This is a genomic window from Mycobacterium helveticum, assembly GCF_007714205.1.
Taxonomy (GTDB): domain Bacteria; phylum Actinomycetota; class Actinomycetes; order Mycobacteriales; family Mycobacteriaceae; genus Mycobacterium; species Mycobacterium helveticum.
The window spans coordinates 1-20,266 of record NZ_VMQU01000063.1 but is presented as its reverse complement, the minus strand read 5'-3'; the positions used below and the strand labels follow the sequence as shown (position 1 = coordinate 20,266).

Here is a 20,266-nt window from a genome sequence, read left to right as displayed (position 1 = left end):
GTCAGCGCCCCTGGTCGAAGTGGTAGGGGACAACCAGCGGGTTGCCGGGGTTGTACTGGCTGCCGCCCATGCATGGGCTGGGCATCTGCCCGATGGTGCGGCCCCACTGCAACTCGAGCTCGCTCAGATTGCACTCGAAGCGGGTACCGGTGAAAAAGGATGCGTCCAGTCGGCTCAGCGTCAGATCGATAACGGCCGTCAGGTTCGCATAGTCGCCGCGCATCCATTTGCTGAGTGTGCTCGTGGGGAACGGGAAGGTTCCGTAGAAGTCCAGTGCACGGGTCAGGGCCGGCCCGGCATCAGCCAGTGACTGCAGCACCGGGCCGAGATCTTTCAGCTCCTTGACCAGGTTCTCCTTGGTCTTGTTGACCGAATCAGCGGCAAGTGCGCCGAATCTGCTGAGATCACCGAGCGCGTCGGCCAGGGCATTGCGCTCGTCTTTCAACACCGTCAACGCGTTCGGGATGGTCTTCAACGCCTTATCGATGACCGGCTTCTGGTCGGCGAATTGACCTACCAGGTTGTTCAGGCTGTCCGTTGCGGCGATGATGTCGCCTTTTTGGTCGTTGAGGTAGCCGACGAACTTGTCGAGCTGTCCGAGCAGGCTTCTCAGATCCGCCTCGCGGCCAGTGAAGGCCGTGCTCAACGACTTGGTGATGTCCTGGATCTGCCCCAGGCCCCCGCCGTTGAGCACCAGTGAAACCGCGGCCAACGTCCGTTCGGTAGACGGATAGGTGCCGGCTGACGACATCGGGATCAACGACCCGTTTTTGAGCTTGCCTTCGGGCGGGACCCCAGTCGGCGGCGCCGCCAATTCGACGTGCACCGAACCCAGCAGGCTGGTCTGCCCCACCGTGGCGGTCGCGTTGCCCGGCAGGTCGACGCCACCGTCGATCGCCATGGTGACCACCGCATGCCAGCCCTGTAGCTCGATGTTGGTCACCTTGCCGACGGTGACATCATTGACCCGAACCCGAGAATTCCGCTCCAGATTTTGCACATCGGGCATCTGCGCTTGGACGGTGTACGAACCCGGGCCTCCCCCCTTGGTTCCGGGCAGCGGAAACGAGTTCGCGCCCCGGAACCCACAGCCGGACAGCGCCGTTAGGGCAAGCGCCAACACCAGCCCGATGGCTGCTCGCGACCAGCGCCGTGCTCGATTCACTGTCCACCTCCGGGCGAAACCATCATCCCGCGCAGGCCGTCGGCCGGGTTGGTGGGCACCGGTTGGCTGACCGCCGCAGCTGGGGCGTCCGGCGGACTGTTTGCTGGCGGTGGCGGGTTCGCGGGGGCGGACGCCACTGACCCCGGCGGAACATAATCCGGCCGCAGCCAATCCTCGCTATAGGTAATTTCGTTGGGGCGCGCCGTGGTTCCGACGAAAAGATTCTCACCCAGCGGCGGAAAGTTGTATTGGCGGTTCTTGAGGATCGGCGCCAGATACTGCACACAAAGTTTCGCTGAATCTTTGCCGCCGCGCCGCGAGGCCGCCTCTATTGCACTGCATAGGAACTGGATCGGGTTGGCGAATTGGTTCACCGCCAACGAACCGGTCAGTGCGCCCTGCGCGGGTTGGTAGATGTTGAGGAAGTTCTGGAAGGCTGTCGGGGCGACATGCAGGACTTGTTTGACGTCGTCGAGGCTCTCGTTGACCGCCTGTGTCACCGACGCCAGCTTGTCGGAGGTGTTACCCAGCGTCTCGCGGTTATCCGCCACAAAGTTTCGGACGTCATCGGCCACTTCGTCGAGGTCGCGGACCACATTTCCGACCTCGTTGGGGTCGTTGGCCAACAGGTTGGTCACCGCGGCCAGGTTCTGGTTCAGTTGTCGCAGCAAGTCGCTGCTGTCACGCAGCGCGGAGACCAGGATCGACAGGTTCTTGATGGTGGTGAACAAGTCATCGCTGTGGTCGCCGACCGCGGATATGGCCTGCGACAGCTTGATGAGGGTGTCACGGATATCTGGGCCTTGCCCGTGCAAGTTGTCGGCCGCGGTGTTGATGAATGCCCCCAAGGTGCTGGTGCCGCCCGGTGTGGTGGGCTGCAGTGTCTGTGTGAGCTTCTCGAGCTGCTGGCGCAAGTCGTCGTATTCGACCGGGACAGCGGTGCGAACCTGCGGGATAACCCCGCCGGAGGCCATCGCCGGGCCACCCGTGTAGGCGGGTGTCAACTGGATGGATCGCGGCGTCACCAGGGACGGTGACAGGATCACCGCTTTGGCGTCGGCGGGCACCTTGTATTTGTCCTGGTACCAGAAGGTGATCTTGACGCGGCTCGGCTGCGGCTCGATGTTCTCGATCTTGCCGACGCGCACGCCGAGGATAACGACGTCGTCTCCTTTGTACAGGCCGGTGCTGTCCGCGAAGTAACCGGTGACAGTGGTACGGCCGATGCCGCTGGCCGACCGCACCACCGTGACGATGCCGCCGATCAGCAGCAGCACCAGTGCGACGGCCAAGCCCACCTTGGCGTTTCGTGAATTCACTGTCCACCGCCTTGATCCGGCTGCGGACTCGGAGGCGCGGGCGGTCCTGGCGGCGGCCCGCCGGGCGGCGGGGCGGGTGGTGGCTCCCGATACGGGTAGCAGCCGGGGCCGGGCAGCGCCACACCGGGCACACCGCACGGATGGTCGCTGGGGTTACCGGTAATGGCGTCCGGGATGGTCATACGCGGTCCCCCGCCCTGGCCGGTCCGCGGGAAGGGTACCGGCAGCGGCGGTGTTCCCGGCTGGCCGACCTCCGGGTCGGTGCGCTGACTGGGCAGCAGCACGTTCGGATCCAGGCCCAGGTCGGAGAAAGCAGCCTCGATGAACGGCTGCACGAACTGCCCGGGCAGCAGGTTGGCGACGTAAGCCTTATAGAACGGGGCGGCTGACACCACTTCACCGAGCCTCAACGAAAAACTGTTCAGCCCGGTGAGCGCCTTCTGGACGCGTTCTTTACGGTTGTCAACGATTGCTAAAACCTCGTTGAGCTTGTCCAGCGCCGGCTTGAGGGTGTTGCGGTTCTCGGCGACGAAGCCCTTCACCTGGCGGGCCACCGCGGAGAGATTGCCGGAGATCTGGTCCAGTGCACTGCTCTGGCTTTTCAGTTGCACCAGAAGCGCGTTGGTGTTGGCGACGAGGTTGACGACTTCGTCGCTGCGTTCGGCCAGCACCTTCGTCGCTTTACTCGCGTCGCTCAACAGGTTTCGCAGCTGGGTGTCGCGTTCGTCCAGTGTCTGGGAGAACCGGCCCAGCCCTTGTACCGCGGCCTTCAGGTCGGGTGGGGTATTGGAGAACGTGTCGGACAGCACGGCCAAAGAGTTGGACAATTGATCGGTATTCAACCCGCTGATGGTTGTCGTGAGATCACCCAGCGCGTCGGGCAATTGATAGGCCGGCCTGGTCCGGTCGAGCGGTATCGGGCCAGTCAGCTTTCCGTCTCCACGTGGCGTGACCTCGAGGACCTTGCTGCCGAGCAGGGTCTTCAATTTGACTGCTGCCTCGGTGCGGTCACCCAGTCGCACGTTGCCGGCGACGTCAAACTTGACCAGCACCCGCGGTCCGTCCAGCTCGACGCTCGAGATTTGACCGACCCGGAAACCCGACACCTGAACGGCGTTGCCGGGTGCCAAGCCGCCGGCCTCGGCGAAATACGCCGAGTAGGTCTTGCCCGTGTTGAAGAACGGCAGCGTGTCGTAGTTCAGCGATACCAGCATCAGTGCAAGGGTGATGCCGAGTCCGATGGCGCCGATGCGGAGTGGGTTGCGTTCGGAAGAGGTTGTCATCGCGGCGTGCACCTCCCGCTGGACTGGCCGGCTACCTTGATGTACACCGGTTGGCCCCCTTTGCCGTTGACCTTCAGCACGACGTCGCACAGATAGAAGCTGAACCAGTCGCCCGTTAGGCCCTGTCTATTGAGGATTTTGAATGCGTCGGCCCAGGTGTTGAGATAGTTGTCGAAGAAATCGCGATCGGCGAGCACGGTTTGGGCGGTCCGGTTCGTCTCAGCCACAACCTTTTTCAGCGGCGGGCGAGCCTGCGACAACAGATCGGCGATCGACCCGGCGGCCGCGTTGGCGTATGCCACCCCGTTGCTGATGTCCTCCTTGCGGGCTTCGAGGCCTGCGACGAGTTCAGATAGTGAGTCGACGGCCTTGGCGAACTGCTTGCTCTGGCCGCTGAGCGAACCGAGCAGGGTGTTCAAGTTGGTGACGACTTGACCGATCAGTTGATCCCGGTCCGCCAGCGTGTTGGTCAGCGCCGCGGCCTGCGTGAGAAATGAACCGATCGTGCCCCCCTGACCCTGGAAGGCCGCGATCAGTTGGCCGGTCAGCTTGTTCACTTGGTCAGGGTCCAGCGCGCGGAACAGAGGCCGGAAGCCACCGATCAGCGCGTCGAGGTCCAGCGCGGGCTCGGTGCGGCTCAGCGGGATGGTCCCACCCGGACGAAGTCTCTTTACTCCCCCGGCGCCCTCCTCAAGTGCCACATATCTGCCCCCGATGAGGTCCGCGAAGCGGATGGCGGCCCTGGTGCCCTCGGTGAGCATCACCGAGTCGGCGGCGGAGAATTCTACGAGCACGGTGGAGTCAGGCTGGATTGTGATGTCTTTGATCTTGCCGACCTCGACACCGGCGATGCGGACGAAGTTTCCGCTCTCCAACCCCGACACGTTCGCGAACACGGCCGTGTAGGTCTTCTCTGACTGGAAGCGGAACTGACCGAAGACGGCGAACAGCGCAAACGCACCGACCAGGCACACGACCAAGTAGATAGCCAGGCGCCATGTGGCGCCTAGCAAATTCTCGCGCATATCTACCTTCCTGGATGACTTCTGGTACCTCTCGCTGCCGGCCGCTAGGACGCAGGGGCGGCCGGCGGCGGTGGGGCGCACTGCTGGTTGAGGACACCGCACGTTGCTTGCACTCCGGGTGGAACGAGAGGCACGAACGGTTCCGAACCCGCCGGCGGGGGGCCGGGTTCTCGCGGCCTGCCCGGCGGCGGCGCCGGCGGCAGACCGGGATACAGCGGCGTTCCGTCCGGTGCGTACAGCTGCGCACCGTAGGGGGGTGCCCCCGGGTACGGGATGGGGCCTGGCGCCGGGCCCCCCGGATGGCGAATGCTGGGCGGTTGTGGGGCCCCCCTGGTGACGGGGAGGTAGTTGGCGTAGCCGGGGAAGCCGATACCGGGGTTGGGTCGCACATCTACGCCGGTCCCCCACCCGGAGTCGGTGACCAGGTAGCGCTGCGGCCAGTTCTTAGCAACATCGGGCAACGAGCCGCATCCGGGCTCACCGCCGGGGCCACCCTTGATGTTGATGATCGGCAGATTGTCCGGATAACGATACGAGTCCTTGCCTAGCAACAACGCGACGTCCAAGATCTCCGAGTATCCATTGGTGCCACCGGAAGAATTCACGGCGCCGAAATCGAGGGCGTTCTTCCCGCCGACCAGCGTGCAGGTCAGTTCCGGGTTGTACTTCATCAGTAGGCGCGTGGTGGACTCCAGCAGGTTGATGCCGTGCACCAGGTTGTCCTTACTCGGGCCGATCAGGTTGGTGCCGGCGCGGGAAAGCCCGCTGACGTTGAGCAGCAATGAGTCCAGTTGTTGTGCACTCTCGGTGATCGTGGCGCTGGTCGTGCTGGCGGCGTCCAGCACCGTCACGATGTTGTGTGCGGCCGCGCTGTAGGTGTCGCCGAATCCTTTGAGGGCGCGGTAATCGGCACGAATGGTGTCACTGCGCGGATTGATCGCCATGAGAACCTGATTGAGGTCGGTGGTTGCCTCGCCGATCGCTTCGCCCTTGCCCACAAATCCGTCGGCGAGCGCGGTGAGCACTGCGTTCAGTTTGGGAACGTCGACCTGGTTCAGCACAGCAACGAGGTTCTGGAACACCGTGTTTACTTCGACGCTCGCATTGCCCGATTTCACCACTGCCCCACTCGCCAGCCGTCTTGCGCTCGGGCGGGCCGGGGTGAGCAGTTCGACGTCCTTGGCCCCGAACGCCGTGGGAGCGGTGATTTCGGCGGTGACGTTGGCGGGAATGAACTTGAGCTGCTCGGGATACAGCTCCAGTTCGAGCTTCACCGGATCGCCTGGCTGAATCAACGCGACCCGGCCGACTTGAACGCCGCGCAACTTCACCTTCGCGCCAGGCTCCATGACCAGTCCTGCCCGGTCAGATGTCAGCGTTACTCGCGCATAGGGCCTGAAGTCCCTGTTGAATGCGCCGACAGTCAGCACGGTGATCGCGCCGATGCATGCCAAAAGGATGAAGGTCCAGATCGCCGGGTGCAGGCCGGCCTCACGCCGTTTGCGCTTCATCGCCGCTACCCGGATAGGTGGAAGTTGCCGGACACCCCGTAAGCCGCCAGCGCCACCGCCAACGTCACCGCCACCGCCACGATCAGTGAGGTGCGCACGGCACGACCGACCGCCTCACCGACGCCGGCCGGCCCGCCCGAGGCGTTGAAACCGTAATAGGTGTGCACCAGCATGATCGTCACGGCAGAGGCGATGACTTGCAGCAACGACCAGATGAGGTCGGTTGGTTGCAGATAGGTATGGAAGTAGTGGTCATAGACGCCGGGAGGTTGTCCGTAGACGAAAATTACAAGGATGCGCGTGGCGAGAAACCCGGACAGCGCCGCCATGCACCACAGCGGAACCACGACGATCACGCCTGCCACTACCCGGGTGGAGGCCAGGTACGTGATCGTGTGGATGCCCATCACCTCGAGGGCGTCGATCTCCTCGTTGATCCGCATGGCACCCAGTTGTGCGGTGGCGCCGGCGCCGATTGTGGCAGCCAACCCGATATCGGCGATCAGCGGCGAGCTGATACGCGTGTTGATGTAGGCGGACGCGAAACCGCTCAACGCCTGCACCCCGACATCGGATAACGATCGGTATAGCTGGATGCCGACGAGTCCACCGGTTGACATCGTCAAGGTGGTGACGATTACCACGGTACCGCCGATGATGGCCAGCGCGCCCACGCCCAGACTCATGTTGGCGATCAGGCGCAGCGTCTCCACTTTGTAGCGGACCATGGCTTCCCACACCAAGCCGAGCGCTCTGACGTAGAAGGCGGTCTGGCTTCCGAGCCGGTTCCATCCGTCGACAAAACCGCGTACCCTCTTCGTCAGGTGCGGGAGCCGATGCGCCGCCGGGATGGCGGTCACGTCGTTGCCTTCGTCGTAATCGCGGTCAGCACCACATTGATCACGAACAACGCCATGAACGTGTACACCACGGTTTCGTTCACCGCATTGCCAACGCCTTGCGGGCCGCCGCCCACGCTAATGCCCTTGTAGCAGGCGATGAAACCGGCAACGAGGCCGAACAGCATCGCCTTGGCGAAGGCGATGACCACGTCGGTCAGGCCGACAAGCAGCGTAAGGCTCGCCGCGTAAGAACCGGGGTTGATGTGCTGAAAGTAGACCGAGAACAAATATTCGGTGATCAAGCCGACGATGGTGATGACGGCATTCAATACCAACCCGTTGAGTCCCAGCGCCAGCACCCTGGGCACCAGAAGGCGTTGCACCGGGTCGATTCCCATCACGCGCATGGCATCGACTTCTTCGCGGATGGTGCGAGCGCCCAGGTCGGCACACATCGCGGTCGCGCCGGTACCGGCGACGACCAACACCGCGGTTATCGGGCCGAGGTACACCACGGCGGCTAGCGCAGAGCCAGTTCCCGAGGCGTCAGCGGCGCCGATTTCGACGAGCAGGACGTTAATGATGAAAACGGCGAGCGTGTTGAACGGGATCGCCAAGAAGACGGCCGGGGTGGCCGACACCCGAGCCACAAACCACGCCTGATGGATGAACTCACGCCAGGCAAAGGGCGGACGGACCATCTGCGCCAGGATCTGGAGCGACAACGCGAAGAAGCTGCCGATCTCGCGCAGAGGCTTGCCGGCAACCGTCAGCCGAGCGATTGTCGGGGACGGGACCACCCCACCCTCCGGCGCACCGGTCAAGGCGTGATTGGGTTCTGTGTCCAGCGCCACCACTAGCGCACTCGTTTGTATCCGGTCAGAGCCGACATTAGACGATGAATCCTCCCCGCAGCGGCATGACGTGCTGCTCTCTTTCGAACGGTATGGCCCAGAGCACAGCGGGACGCTACACCAATACATTAAAGCAAAGCAACATCAGTAAACGCCCATTTTGAACCAACCCGCTTAGTGACGTCTGTGCAACTACCGTGGTTTGCTGCCGGTTGCGCCGGTTTAGCCAAAATGTCGCAACGTCCATGCACGGGCCGACCACGTCAGGTAGCTTCGCTACGCCCTCCCGAACGGCGCTGCACCGTCGTACCTCGTGATACAGCACTCGAGGGCTGCTTGAGTGCCGCGAAGGGAACTGGCAGCGCCCGTGCGCAGCGCGACCCGCAACGCGCTCACCCCCCCGTAGATAAGTTTGCTAAGATCCATTAATTTGCACACCGATTTCTAATATGTGCATTAGATCGCCACGGCGATATTCGCAAAGATATTTTGTTTTCGTCGCCCGTACGGCCTTATTCGCACGGTGTGAAGTATGAATTCTATGGCCGGGCCCGACACACGAAACGATTTGCCTGTCGCGTGTCGAAGACACGTGAAGCGATAAAGTGATTGCGGCTTAAATCCGCCCAACCAGTGGAGGATGCATTGCTTTGCATTCCCACCCCGACAACCCGCTCCTGAGCGGGATTGAGTACAGACCGGCCCGTTCTCCACCAGGCCCGGCCGACACGTCACTATAGGCTCGTCCTCGGGCCGCTCGACCGACCAATAGGGCTCTGAGCTGCGCTTACGCGCAACAGCAGGCTACGGCCTCTATACCGTCGGGCCTGCCCTGCATTCCTCGGTGCGCCGTACCGAGTCATCCAGCAGAACCACCAACTGCCAAACCGGACCTCCGCTCGGGAAGCAATTAAGCGCTGCCCACTACTAACTGGACGCCCCGCCTCAGGCTTACTGCGTCGCCCCGAGACGGTGATCCTGGACACAAAAGGCACCCACGGAAGTAGCCGGGAAAGCTGAATACATTTATCTATATATCGGGTTGTACCGTTATCTCATTATTGGGGCATTGCTTCGGAGTCTCAAGGGAGCTTTCCACCGTTGAGGGCAGTTCGTCACCCGAGCTGCTGGACGGTTGCTACCGCTTAACTGGCCGCTTATAGCCCCGCTCATCTGCGTGCGCCTTGTCCTCATCTGCGGATTCCCGGGCAGACAATCCAAGTCGGTGGGCCTGGGCCTGCCAAGAATCAACGGTGGCGCTGTGGCGAGTCCGTCGTAAGCCTCTCGCATCGCGCTGATAGCGCCACCGAGCTGAGGCCAAGCCGTTCGCGTCGCGTTACCCGCACCCACGCGCACTCGCCGTAGCCGTAGTGCGTGCTGGTGTGTCCACTCATCTTTAGAGTCCGTCGCGCGAGGCCCGCCGGGGCGGACTCGCCGGCAGATGACGAGGCTCGCGAACGGTTGCCGATTCCTGCTACTGGGTCACCCGTCACCGGCAGCCGCGACCTTGCCGTGAGTGGTGCACAGTTGTGCCGTTTGCTGTCCCTGGATGTTGACGGTCGCGAATGGCCGACGGTGATATCCGCGACCCAGCACCGCGCGCGCAGCGCCGGTTACGTCGCTGCGCGTGCGCGTTTCAATCCTCCTACGAGGCAGCTGCCTAGGCTGTCCTGTCCCAACGCTGGGATAGCACGGGACGCAGGGCTGCGTGAAGAACTTGGTACGCCATCGCGGTGATCACGGAGCCTTCTCGCCACCTCAGCAACTGCTGGATATCAACCTTGGTCTTCCCGGTCACGAGAGCAAGTACCTGCACTCCGTTGCGCAAGCCGCGCCCTTGACGGACTGCCCGTCGCAGCCACCCTGCGGGCTCAGAGCCTGATCAGGCCGCCCATCAGTTCTGCAGATCAACGGCCTGGGCCCCTTGGGCGCCGAAATGGTCGTCATCCGCGGCGCCAACGCTGCCTACGCCGTTCCGCACCAGCGCCGAATCGACGCCGAAATCGCGGTGCAGTACGGGTCGCACGCCACTCTTGCCGAGGTATCCGCCACATGGCGCCCGTTTCGCGGCCGGGCGGCTGCCTTCCTTCTAGTCCTTTGAGATCAACGCACCCACGAAAGCGACAGCCCGCCAACCACTTAACGCCGGCGATACCTCCGCACCGCGCCACTCCGCAGCAGCTTCCCGCACGGTCGTCCTGCAGCCGCTTCCAATCGCCACGCCATAACCACTTCGAGTTGGCATCGCGAGGTCGGACGTGGCCGGATCGGCCCAGAAAGGATTGCCAACGAATACATCCCGATAGCCGGTGACTATCACGCCGAAGTTGGATACCGTTCATTAATCCAGACGCTCGCCTTGCAGGCAATCTACTGCCGAGGACCTCTCGGTAGTCACCTTGCTCGTAGTGCGCAGTCGAGATGATGGCGAAATGAAGTGAGGTGCGCTGGTGCAGAGGCGATTCAGCTCCGCGTCCGCAATCGTTTTGATAGCAGCGAGTGTAGGGGCGTGCTCGTCATCGCCCCGCGCAGGTCTGTCGGGAATATTGCCGCCGGGCACCGCGCAAGTGACGATCAACGATCATGCTCTTCCAGAGACCCACGCGGTTAAGTGCGTACCGATGGGATCGCTAACTGCGGTTACTACCGGTGATAGCGCGGTAGGAACCAATGCGTTTGTGTCCAACGAAAGTGCGCTGACTGCCAAGTCGGTCAACATCAGTAATCTGGGAGGCTTCACCGGCAGCTTCGCCGACGGCCTCCAGGGCGCCGCCGGCGTAACCCTACAGGGCTACACGTACACCATCCGCGGACGAGCCGAGGGCTTTGACACCGACAACGCCAGTTTGAGGGCAGTGGGCACGTTCACCATCAAGGTCGCCTGCTAGCACAGCCCAGCTACCGTTGGGCCCGGAAGTAGTTGTTATGCGGTCTTACAGCCAACGACGGACGACTCCTGCACTACTGCGGAGGATTTCCCGGCGGCGGATACACCCCCCTCAGGATCCACGGCAACCAGTTGAAGCCGAATTCGAGTTCATCGCTGGCGTCATAGTCGGGGCTGGGATCCAGGGGAATGTTTTGTCCGTCGGTGCTGAGTGGTGTTGCTCCTCGCCCCGAGGCGTCGGCTTGTGGCTGCCCATAGACCGCAACCACAACAGTACGATCCGGACTGTTCAACGACCACACCCCCATCTGGCTGTTGGCACAGCTGGACATGATCTTGAAATAATCGGGGTTGTAGTACCACCGGTTGATTAAGTCGTTGCCGCTGATTGCGATTGACTGATTGATCGCCACCGTCTCGGCCACCGGGCCGTGGAAACCAGCCGCATTGGCGCGGTCTTGTGGGCTAGACCCGTCCGAACCGATATCACCATCGAGGGCCCGGTTGTTCAACACATCCTGGGTGTGCCGCTGCGCAGCGGCTTGCAGTTGTGGGCTGATTCTCACATCGTTAGTGCAGCCCGCTTGATGCTGCACGGTGAAGACGTTGGCGACGACACCATCGTTGAGGCGCTTGTTGTTCGGTATGAGCGTGTTGTTGTCATTATCCGCATGCGCGACGGGAATGCCCAACAGAGCGCCGGCGGCAACCACCAAGGCAGGCAGGCGCTGCGGCCGATACTGCATGTCCGACTTCTCCTTATTAGCGACCAAGCGGTGGTCGGCGGTACTGGACGGCCGACGCTCGGAGTACTGACTCGACCGCAGCCGGATACGCGGATTTGGAAGCGTTGAAACGGTGCTCGGGTCCTACTGCTACAGCCGATGTGACTGCGACGTACGTCCGCTTGAACTCGCCGGCAGTCACTGCAAGCGGGTGTTGCATCGACTGGAATCTAGTCACTGTACGGCCCAATGAGCTCGGCATGGATGTAGGCTACCCACGACGTTGCAAAGTCGTCTAGAGATTTTATTGCTTAAATAAATATATATTTAGCACCGGTAGCCGTCCGCCTCCGAGATGTCGGTTGCGGCAATCACCGATCCGACCGCCGTGACGGCCCCAGCTAGAGCGGCGGCACTGGCCAATTCTGGAGCTGCTGGCAAGCTCGCATCCAACTCTTGGTCGCCGCGTCATCAGCCCGCAACGGCCTGCCCCACGCCTGCGTAAGAGTCGTGGCTATGCGCGTTTCGCAGCTCGATGGCCGTCCAGCAGGCCCGTCAGGCCGCTCGGTTGGTGAGGCCCGATGGCGATCTGCTCGACGACACCGACACCGCGTCGGCCACCCATCGTTGCGATTACGAGGTTTTGGAGGTGGATTGAGGCGAAGTCGGTGGGATCGAAGTCGTCCAGCCTGATCGACTCGCGCCCCGTCTCGAGCGGGCCGTGGACGGTTCCGTGGCCCCAGTGTGGGTGCCAATAGCCGATGCCGCGCATGCGGAAGGTGAACTTCTTTTCGACTTCGATCAAGACTTCGCCCTCGGCGGGGTCATCGAACCACAGTCGCGCGCGTTTGATTTCTCGGCGCCCGGGCTCCCAGTCGAGTTCGTAGCGGATGTCGTGGCATTCGCGGACGCCGGCTGTGCTCCATGGGGGTGCGCCGTCGGGGATGGGATCGATGACCAGAGCGGTCTCGAGCCACCGCCTACCGTCTTCGTGCTCGTGCACAGCCAAATGAGTGAAGCGGTCACCGAAATGTATTGGCGCCCAGAGCCAGAACACCTGAAATGGCATGGGTTCTCGGATGACCTGCACCTGCTCACCAATGGGGCGAACGCCCCACGAGCGATCCCGCGTGCCTGAGACCTCAATGGGGTCGATCTGCAACTCGTCGCCATCGACCGTGACCGTGCCTTGCCAGGTGCCCCACTGGGTCAGACGCGTGTGGTCGGTAAGCAAGATCCCCTCGGGCGTGCGTCGCTGCTGGCGGGGTTCCTCGACGGCAACAGTCGTCGCGCGGAAGACCAGGTCACAGGCGATGCCGTGCTCATTGGGTTCGACCACGTAGCGGATGGTGCGCATCGGGTCGAGGACGTCGATGCGGATCGGCCCGATGGAGGTCGATCGGTCGGTCGGCATCGCGCCAGAGGCGAAGATCGAGTGCTCCACTCCGTCGCGCACGATGCTGAATGCGGCGTCGATCACGCCGCGCACCGGGTAATGACCCATCGCCGCACCGAAGTAGAACGCTCCGTCGCGCTGATGTCCGTTGAACCAGCACCGGTCGTAGTGGTTGATATCGCCGGTGGCGGGGTGGGCGATCGGATCGGCCGAGGGGTGGATTGGGAAGTCGTCGAATGGGCTTAGCACGGTTCCTCCGGTGGTTAGAGTTTGGCGACTGCGCCGCCGTCGACGTCGAGGACAGCGGCGGTGATGAAAGCTGCTTCGTCGGAAGCCAAGAACGCCACGGCAGCTGCGACGTCCTCAGCGCGGCCATGGCGCTTGAGTAATTGAATGTTCTGATAATGCGACCAGAAAAGGCCATCCTCGCCGAGGAAACCTTGCCACTTGTCGGTCAGGATGCGCCCTGGACGCACCACGTTGACTCGCAGCCCATGCTCGCCGCCACGGCCTGCGAGATGCGTTGCGAGTCCCTCGATCCCGGCCTTGCTCGCTTGGTACGCAGCAGAGGGCTGAAAGCCGCCCATCCGTTCCATCTCATGCGCGCCGACACCCATCCAGGCCGAAAGCGACGAGATGACAACGATGTTTCCCCTTGTCGCCACCAGATGCGGCCACGCTGTCCGACAAGTGAGCATCGTTCCATGCAGGTTGATGTCAATGAGTTCCCGCCATTGCTCGACGGGTTCTTCGGGCCAAGCCCCGATGTTGGCACCACCCGCGTTCGCGACGACCACGTCAAGCCGCCCATAGCGGTCCACTGCCGCATTGATGACGCCGGATACTGCCGCCTCGTCCGGTGATATCCGCAGCAATGAACATCGCTCCGTCGGGCAATGGGGATTCCGGCGCGCGACGTGCACAGGTGATGACCGAAGCCCCTTCGCTGACAAGGCGTTCGACGATACCGCGCCCGATTGCTGTGGTCCCTCCGGTCACGATTGCAACCCGGCCGCCGTAACGCTCAGTCAACGGAGATCACCATACGCTCCCAATACCGAATGTCGTCACAACAGAGACATCGCATCTAGGTCTCTGATCGCCGTCGATGACCGCTCGGCCATGACGGTGAACATCCGGTCGCCCCGTGCGGTCGGCTGCGCAACGAACGCGCCCAACACAGTGATGAACGGGCCTTGAAACAATCCGTACCGGTAGTCCTCCCAACACTGTTCGGTATCGTAGCCCTCGACCCCGAGCGCGACGAGTCGACGATGGTAAGCCTCGACAATCCCCCTCTCGCCAGCGCGCCGACTCGCAGTCGACAGACCAGTGGCGACAAGGAAGGCAATATCGCGCAGCGGGGACCCGACAGTGACGACCTGCCAGTCGACGGCTATCACCGGGCGGGGGGCATCGGATTCAGCGAAGAGCAGATTATCCAGACGGTAGTCACTGTGCAGCAGTGCGAACGGTTCGGGTCGCCCGACCGCCCAATCCACGAATCGATCAGCGAAGCGGTTCAGGGTCGCCGCGGTGTCCCGGGTAACCGCATAGCGGTCCAAGAACTGCTTGGTGGCGTCTACCAGGAACGCGGCACCGACCTCCGGGTACGCCGCGAGATCTGGTATGAGCCAATCAAGTTCACAAAGCGAAGGGTCGTTCCATGTCGGCGCGTGCAATCCAGCGACGTTGACTGCGGCCGCTCGAGCCTGATCCACAGAGCAACCGGCGATCTGGTCGCCGGGCTGCGCGGGTGCAAGATCCTCGAGCACGAGCGTGAATCCGTCGCCGCACTCGTTCATCGCGGCGAAGTAGCACCGAGGGATGTCAAGGTGCAGCCGATTGGCGACCTTGCGATAAAACGTCGTCTCGCACCGGTAGCCGAGCTGGCCAGCGGCGCGACTTGCCGGATCGGTGGCCGGCAGCTTTACGATCAGCCGGTCCGGCCCATCGCCGGCGTCATACGCAATGAACAGTCGATAACACGAACCCATCTGCCCAGTGCCGACCGGCTCGGTGATCACGCGGCCCACGGTGGCCACGATGCCGTCCTGCGCGAGGACAGCTGCCACCCACTCGGGAGTGAGGTCGTCCAGCGACTCCAGGGCCGTGGCTTTCATCAGCTAGCCGGCTCGAAGTCTCGTGCGGCAACGGCCTCCGCCTCGCCTGTCATGCACTGCCCCTTACGTCACGTTACGAAACCACACTTGTGCTTCGTTTCTCTCTGCGGCCCGCTCGATTAGCATAGATCCCTCTTTTATATTATCAAAGAGGGATCTATGATTCCAACCGAGCAGCGAACGCGCTGCTGGCCCTAGGAGGTGAATGAGCGGATGGCTAAGCCCCCCTATTGATGAAGCCGACGGGCTGGTTTCAGGTTGCCTGGTCCGACGAGATCGCGGTCGGCGATGTGCACAAGATGGCGTACTTCGGCCAGGAGATGGTGGCCTGGAGAGCGCAGTCGGGTCGGCTGACCGTAATGGACGCCTATTGCGAACATCTGGGCGCCCACCTGGGTTTCGGTGGTCACGTCGAAGGCGAGGTCATCGAATGCGCGTTCCACGGCTGGCAGTGGAATAACGTGGGCCGCAACGTCTGCATCCCGTACGAGAAGCGGCCCAACCGAGGTCGCAGGATGCGCACCTATCCGGTGGTGGAACGCAACGAGTCCGTCTACATCTGGCATGACGTGCACGGGCGTGATCCCTATTTCGAGGTTCCCGACGTGTTTGCAAGCTTCGGCGACGACAGCAGCGGGGCCGACTACTATCCGCGGGCCAGGCCGTACGAGCCCCAGCTGGAGTTGCACCCGCAGTACGTTCTCGAAAACGGCGTGGACTTCGCGCATTTTCAAGTTCGTCCACAAGACGCCGATCGTCCCGGTGTTCACCCGGCACGACTTCGACGCACCGGTGTCCTACGTGGACTTCACCATCACCTTCGAAGGCGACGAGCAACAGTCGATCGACAACGTCAAGAGCGGTGTCGAAGCGATCAACGGTGGCCCGCGCGTCGCGGTGACCAAGAGTTCGGGCATGGTCGACAGCCGCACCAGCTCGCCCATCACCCCGGTCGACGAATACACCTCCGATGTCCGTTTCACCGTCTACATCGGCCGCAGCCCAGGTTCTGAACCGGCGAGAGCCGAGATCAAGGCGCAGGAATTTGGTCAAGAGATCATTCGGCAGTTCGCCCAGGACGTCCACATCTGGGCGCACCAGCGCTATTCAGATCCCCCCGCGCTGGCCAGCAGTGAGTTCGAAGGGTTCACCGCTATCCGTAACTGGGCCAAGCAGTCTATCCCGACGGACGTGGCGCACCGCCGCCGAGTTGCAGTCCACGGCAACCGAATCCGCTGATACAGCGAGCATCGACAACCCGTAACCTCGCACGATTCCGGCAGAAAGGCCGAACGAATGAATGCACCTGCGGCACAGCCCGTCCGGGTTTTCCAGGTGGCGACGGGCAACGCCGGCAACGAGATGATTAAAAGGATCGCCAACCATCCCGACCTCGAACTCATCGGATTGCACTGCTATTGAGCCGATAAGATCGGCCGGGACGCGGGCTCGATCGTCGGACTGCCACCGAACGGCGTGAAGGACACCGGTACCGTCGAGGAGATCATTGCCGCCAAGCCCGATGTCCTGACTTCCACGGGGTGTTTCCCGACGAGGACCTCTATGTCAAAGTTCTCGAAGCCGGCATAAACGTCGTCACCACCGCGGATTGGATCACCGGCTGGCACCGCGACACCAACCACCCGCACCCGTCAGGCAAGCGCGTGACCCGGCTCCTACAAGAGGCCTGTGAAAAGGGCGGGGTCAGCTTCTACGGAACCGGCATGAACCCGGGCCTGAACCAGATCCTCGGGGTGGTGTGCTCGGCCGACGTCGCCGACATCGAGAACATCACCACCCTCGAATCCGTCGACGTGGCGTGCCATCACTCGAAGGACACCTGGACCGAAGTCGGCTACGGGCTGCCGGTCGATGACCCGAGCATCCCCGGCAAACTCAAGAAGTACACCCGGGTCTTCGCCGACAGTGTGCTGATGATGGCCGATTGCTTCGGCCTGCAAACTCGACGAGGTGAAGTTCACCTATGAACTCGGTGCGTGCACCAAGGACGTCGACCTGGGCTGGTATCGGATGCCGAAGGGGTCTCTTGGCGGCAATACATCAAGTACCAGGGCGTTGTGGGCGGCGTGCCCAGAGTCGAAACCCATCTCGAGTGGCAGATGACCCCGCACATTTATCCGAGCTGGGAAATCAAGGGGCGCTACATCACCCAGATCAAAGGCGATCCATGTATCTACAACAAGCACATGATCTTCCCCAACCCCGGAGTCGATCTGTCCAACCCGGACAACTTCGTCTCGATCGGCATGACCGTCACCGGGCTGCCAGCGCTGAACGCGATCTCCGCGGTCGTCGCCGCCCCTCCTGGACTGTTGACCAGCGCGGACCTGCCCCTCTGCGGCTTCGCCGGGCGTTCAAGTCCTAATTCGAGCATCCATCGGACCATGGCCATCGAGCGGGGACGCTCACTTGCGCTGATGGCGTTTAGGGGAATTGCGCCTGAGGTCGAGTTGGGTCGGGGTGGTGGTCGAACAAGACCGTGGCGCTCGACGGGATGTCGACCCAGCGCTGGGCCGGCGAGGGCGGGTCGCAGCGCCCCGTTCATCTGAGCGTGCAATGGCGGACCGTGGTGGGGCTCTGCGCTGAGCCAGCGTTAGAGCACGAATTATGCTGTAGCCAAGCTTGTATGGACCAGTAGCGCGGCACGCACGTCGATAGCGGAGTCGACGCTCATGCGGGCTGCGACGTGCCGGACGAGTTCGTGGTGGTCGTTCTCGCTGATCAGTGGAGATCTGGTCAGCAGGTGCGGGGCGGTGAGGATGCCCTGTTGCCAGTGTTCCAGATCCCGACCTGTTCTGTCCCGTGTGATCTCAACAAACAGCTGAATCAACGCTTCGGCCGCTGATTCATCCGGCGGCCGGGCGCTATACGCAGCGACGACCTCGGCGGCAGCATGCCGGACGGGTGCGACCAGTAGACCTTCCTTGGTGGGCGCGTGCCGAAAATAGGTACTGATGGAGATTCCCGCGGCGGCGGCGATGTCCTCGGTCGTCACCGAGCAAATCCGCGTTCGGCGAAAAGCCGATATGCCGCTTGCTGGATCTGAAGCAATAAGTCGGCGCGCCGGAGGGCGAGCAACGATTCGCGCTTGCTGAACTCATGCCCATCGCTCTCGCGATGCAACCTGTCCGACGCCCATCTGTCGCGGCCGCAGATAGACGTTAGATCCGGATGACACACTTTCGGTTCGCAGGAACGTGGAGAGTCCTTCCCGGTTAGAAAGTGGTTCCGCCTCAAGGGCTCGCCTACTTTGTGGTCGGGATGCTGAACTCGGCGCCGTCCTTAATTCCCGACGGCCACCGCTCGGTGACAGTCTTAACCTTCGTATAGAACTGGATCGATGCGGGACCGTGTTGGTTGAGATCACCGAAGCTGGATCCCTTCCAACCACCAAAAGTGTGATAGGCCACCGGAACCGGGATTGGCACGTTGACACCGACCATGCCAACCTGGACCCGGGAGGTGAAGTCGCGTGCGGTGTCGCCGTCCCGGGTGAAGATCGCCACGCCGTTGCCGTACTCATGCTCGGAGGGCAGCGCGAGCGCCTCGTCGTAGTCGTTGGCCCGGACGATGCAGAGCACGGGGCCGAAGATTTCGTCCTGGTAGATCGACATGTCGGTGGTGACGTGGTCGAACAGCGTGGGTCCGATGAAGTAGCCGCCCTCCAGGCTGGCGTCATCGAAAGTCAGGTCGTCGCTGCCGCGTTCGCGACCATCGACGACGGCTTCGGCGCCTGCATCGATGCCCTGGCCGATGTAGTCCTTCACCCGCGCTAGGGCCGCAGACGTGATCAATGGCCCGTAATCGGCCTTCGGATCGAGGCTGTGGCCGACACGCAGGTTGTTGATCCGTTCAACGAGCCTGGCGCGCAACCGATCCGCGGTCTGCTCGCCCACCGGGACTGCGACACTGATGGCCATGCACCGCTCGCCCGCGCTGCCGTAACCGGCGCCGATCAGCGCGTCGGCAGCCTGGTCGAGGTCGGCATCGGGCATCACGATCATGTGATTCTTGGCCCCGCCGAAGCACTGTGCGCGCTTACCATTGGCGGCAGCAGCCGAGTAGATGTACTTAGCGATATCGGAGCTGCCGACGAATCCGACCGCCTGAATGTCCTGGTGGTTCACGATGGCGTCGACGGCCTCCTTGTCGCCATGCACCACCTGGAAGACACCCTTGGGCAGCCCCGCTTCGAAAAACAGCTCGGCCAGCCTGACCGCAACAGACGGGTCCCGTTCGCTCGGCTTGAGGACGAATGCGTTGCCGCACGCGAGCGCAGGGCCAGCATTCCACAGTGGGATCATCGCCGGGAAGTTGAAAGGCGTGATGCCCGCGACGACCCCGAGTGGCTGACGCAGGGAATAGACGTCGATGCCGGTTCCCGCGCCTTCGGTGTGCTCGCCCTTGAGTAGGTGCGGAATACCGATAGCGAACTCGATGACGTCGATCCCACGTTGAATGTCACCGCGCGAGTCGGCGACCGTCTTGCCATGTTCCACCGACAGCAGTTCGGCGAGTTCGTCGGTTTCCTTGTTGACGAGGTCGACAAATCGCATCATCACCCGCGCCCGACGCTGCGGATTGAAGGCGGCCCATTCCTTCTGCGCTTCGATCGCGATCAACACGGCCTCGCCGACCTCGTCGGCCGACGCCATGGGGACCTGCGCCCGCACCTGGCCGGTGTTTGGATTCAGCACGTTAATCGCACGAGCGGACCGGCCTGCCGTGCGCCGGCCATCGATGAAGTGCGGAACCAGTGTCGTCTGCGCAGTCATTCAGTCTGTCCTGACCGTTGTTTCGGATGGCGTCGAGACCTCCGGGCGTCACAGGAGCTCGCTTCTGGCGCTAGGGGCGCGTTATGTCACCACGAGATGTCGACCGCCACGGTGATGGGACCACTTTGACCAGGGTTTAGCCAGTTTCATTGGACCACCCGTTTGCCAGTTATGGGACCACCGGCGTGTCGTCGCGGGGGTCGCTCGATTACTGGGTCGGATCACTTCATGTCGCTCGATGTGAAGGAGGTCCGCTGAATGTATCGGGAGGTTTCGGTGATCGAGGTGCGTGAGCTGTTGCGGGTGTGGATGTCGGGGGCCGGCTTGCGCCGGGTGGGTG

At 62.5% G+C, this 20,266-nt stretch carries 14 protein-coding genes and 3 pseudogenes; 3 read left to right on the top strand and 14 right to left on the bottom strand.

The window, feature by feature from the left end; genetic code table 11:
• Nucleotide 1: 1 nt before the first annotated feature.
• From FPZ47_RS15510 to FPZ47_RS15480, 7 genes are read right to left on the bottom strand one after another with little or no spacing between them, the layout of a single operon-like run.
• On the bottom strand, nucleotides 2–1,132 hold the full coding sequence (locus FPZ47_RS15510) for a virulence factor Mce family protein (protein WP_210419918.1): 1,131 nt from the start codon (nucleotides 1,130–1,132) through the stop codon (nucleotides 2–4).
• 29 nt (nucleotides 1,133–1,161) lie between these two features.
• Complete coding sequence (locus FPZ47_RS15505; RefSeq protein WP_246133439.1) at nucleotides 1,162–2,457, bottom strand: virulence factor Mce family protein; 1,296 nt, start codon at nucleotides 2,455–2,457, stop codon at nucleotides 1,162–1,164.
• Between the two features lie 23 nt (nucleotides 2,458–2,480).
• Nucleotides 2,481–3,767, bottom strand: coding sequence for an MCE family protein (locus tag FPZ47_RS15500; protein WP_144952559.1), 1,287 nt, complete (start codon nucleotides 3,765–3,767; stop codon nucleotides 2,481–2,483).
• On the bottom strand, nucleotides 3,764–4,792 hold the full coding sequence (locus FPZ47_RS15495; protein ID WP_144952532.1) for an MCE family protein: 1,029 nt from the start codon (nucleotides 4,790–4,792) through the stop codon (nucleotides 3,764–3,766). The genes FPZ47_RS15500 and FPZ47_RS15495 overlap by 4 nt, the downstream gene beginning before the upstream one ends.
• A 44-nt stretch (nucleotides 4,793–4,836) precedes the next feature.
• The gene (locus FPZ47_RS15490; RefSeq protein ID WP_144952531.1) at nucleotides 4,837–6,303 is read right to left on the bottom strand and encodes an MCE family protein; all 1,467 of its coding nucleotides are present in this window, start codon (nucleotides 6,301–6,303) and stop codon (nucleotides 4,837–4,839) included.
• Nucleotides 6,304–6,308: 5 nt separating this feature from the next.
• Nucleotides 6,309–7,163, bottom strand: coding sequence for an ABC transporter permease (locus FPZ47_RS15485; protein WP_144952530.1), 855 nt, complete (start codon nucleotides 7,161–7,163; stop codon nucleotides 6,309–6,311).
• Complete coding sequence (locus tag FPZ47_RS15480) at nucleotides 7,160–7,945, bottom strand: MlaE family ABC transporter permease (protein WP_144952557.1); 786 nt, start codon at nucleotides 7,943–7,945, stop codon at nucleotides 7,160–7,162. Before FPZ47_RS15480 ends, FPZ47_RS15485 begins: the two co-directional genes overlap by 4 nt.
• A gap of 2,504 nt (nucleotides 7,946–10,449) precedes the next feature.
• On the opposite strand from FPZ47_RS15480, the gene FPZ47_RS15475 reads away from it, so the two are divergent.
• Complete coding sequence (locus FPZ47_RS15475; RefSeq protein ID WP_281291846.1) at nucleotides 10,450–10,887, top strand: lipoprotein LpqH; 438 nt, start codon at nucleotides 10,450–10,452, stop codon at nucleotides 10,885–10,887.
• A 73-nt stretch (nucleotides 10,888–10,960) separates the two neighbouring features.
• Here FPZ47_RS15475 and FPZ47_RS15470 read toward each other — a convergent pair whose 3' ends face one another.
• The 5 genes from FPZ47_RS15470 to FPZ47_RS15450 form a co-directional block, all read right to left on the bottom strand.
• The gene (locus FPZ47_RS15470) at nucleotides 10,961–11,632 is read right to left on the bottom strand and encodes a CAP domain-containing protein (RefSeq protein ID WP_168209464.1); all 672 of its coding nucleotides are present in this window, start codon (nucleotides 11,630–11,632) and stop codon (nucleotides 10,961–10,963) included.
• A gap of 493 nt (nucleotides 11,633–12,125) precedes the next feature.
• On the bottom strand, nucleotides 12,126–13,256 hold the full coding sequence (locus FPZ47_RS15465) for an Rv3169 family protein (protein WP_144952526.1): 1,131 nt from the start codon (nucleotides 13,254–13,256) through the stop codon (nucleotides 12,126–12,128).
• Nucleotides 13,257–13,270: 14 nt separating this feature from the next.
• Complete coding sequence (locus tag FPZ47_RS15460) at nucleotides 13,271–13,882, bottom strand: SDR family NAD(P)-dependent oxidoreductase (RefSeq protein ID WP_281291845.1); 612 nt, start codon at nucleotides 13,880–13,882, stop codon at nucleotides 13,271–13,273.
• Nucleotides 13,806–14,006: a hypothetical protein gene (locus tag FPZ47_RS30670; protein WP_425461800.1), complete on the bottom strand. Its 201-nt coding sequence runs from the start codon at nucleotides 14,004–14,006 to the stop codon at nucleotides 13,806–13,808. The genes FPZ47_RS15460 and FPZ47_RS30670 overlap by 77 nt, the downstream gene beginning before the upstream one ends.
• Before the next feature lie 68 nt (nucleotides 14,007–14,074).
• Complete coding sequence (locus FPZ47_RS15450; RefSeq protein ID WP_144952520.1) at nucleotides 14,075–15,130, bottom strand: phosphotransferase; 1,056 nt, start codon at nucleotides 15,128–15,130, stop codon at nucleotides 14,075–14,077.
• A 233-nt stretch (nucleotides 15,131–15,363) separates the two neighbouring features.
• Here FPZ47_RS15450 and FPZ47_RS15445 point away from each other — a divergent pair.
• Nucleotides 15,364–16,326 (top strand): annotated as a pseudogene (locus tag FPZ47_RS15445) (aromatic ring-hydroxylating dioxygenase subunit alpha); the annotation flags it as partial.
• 100 nt (nucleotides 16,327–16,426) lie between these two features.
• Nucleotides 16,427–17,505, top strand: a pseudogene (locus tag FPZ47_RS15440) (NAD(P)H-dependent amine dehydrogenase family protein); the annotation flags it as partial.
• Between the two features lie 158 nt (nucleotides 17,506–17,663).
• Here FPZ47_RS15440 and FPZ47_RS15435 read toward each other — a convergent pair.
• Both FPZ47_RS15435 and FPZ47_RS15430 read right to left on the bottom strand, forming a co-directional pair.
• A pseudogene (locus FPZ47_RS15435) lies at nucleotides 17,664–18,274 on the bottom strand (TetR/AcrR family transcriptional regulator); the annotation flags it as partial.
• A gap of 122 nt (nucleotides 18,275–18,396) precedes the next feature.
• Nucleotides 18,397–19,926, bottom strand: coding sequence for a CoA-acylating methylmalonate-semialdehyde dehydrogenase (locus tag FPZ47_RS15430; protein ID WP_144952518.1), 1,530 nt, complete (start codon nucleotides 19,924–19,926; stop codon nucleotides 18,397–18,399).
• Nucleotides 19,927–20,266: the final 340 nt, after the last annotated feature.

Excerpts from the sequence above, each read along its gene's own strand:
- FPZ47_RS15500 (WP_144952559.1), bottom strand. The coding sequence starts at position 3,767 with ATGACAACCTCTTCCGAACGCAACCCACTCCGCATCGGCGCCATCGGA.
- FPZ47_RS15495 (WP_144952532.1), bottom strand. The coding sequence starts at position 4,792 with ATGCGCGAGAATTTGCTAGGCGCCACATGGCGCCTGGCTATCTACTTG.
- FPZ47_RS15490 (WP_144952531.1), bottom strand. The coding sequence starts at position 6,303 with ATGAAGCGCAAACGGCGTGAGGCCGGCCTGCACCCGGCGATCTGGACC.
- FPZ47_RS15470 (WP_168209464.1), bottom strand. The coding sequence starts at position 11,632 with ATGCAGTATCGGCCGCAGCGCCTGCCTGCCTTGGTGGTTGCCGCCGGC.
- FPZ47_RS15450 (WP_144952520.1), bottom strand. The coding sequence starts at position 15,130 with ATGAAAGCCACGGCCCTGGAGTCGCTGGACGACCTCACTCCCGAGTGG.
- FPZ47_RS15430 (WP_144952518.1), bottom strand. The coding sequence starts at position 19,926 with ATGACTGCGCAGACGACACTGGTTCCGCACTTCATCGATGGCCGGCGC.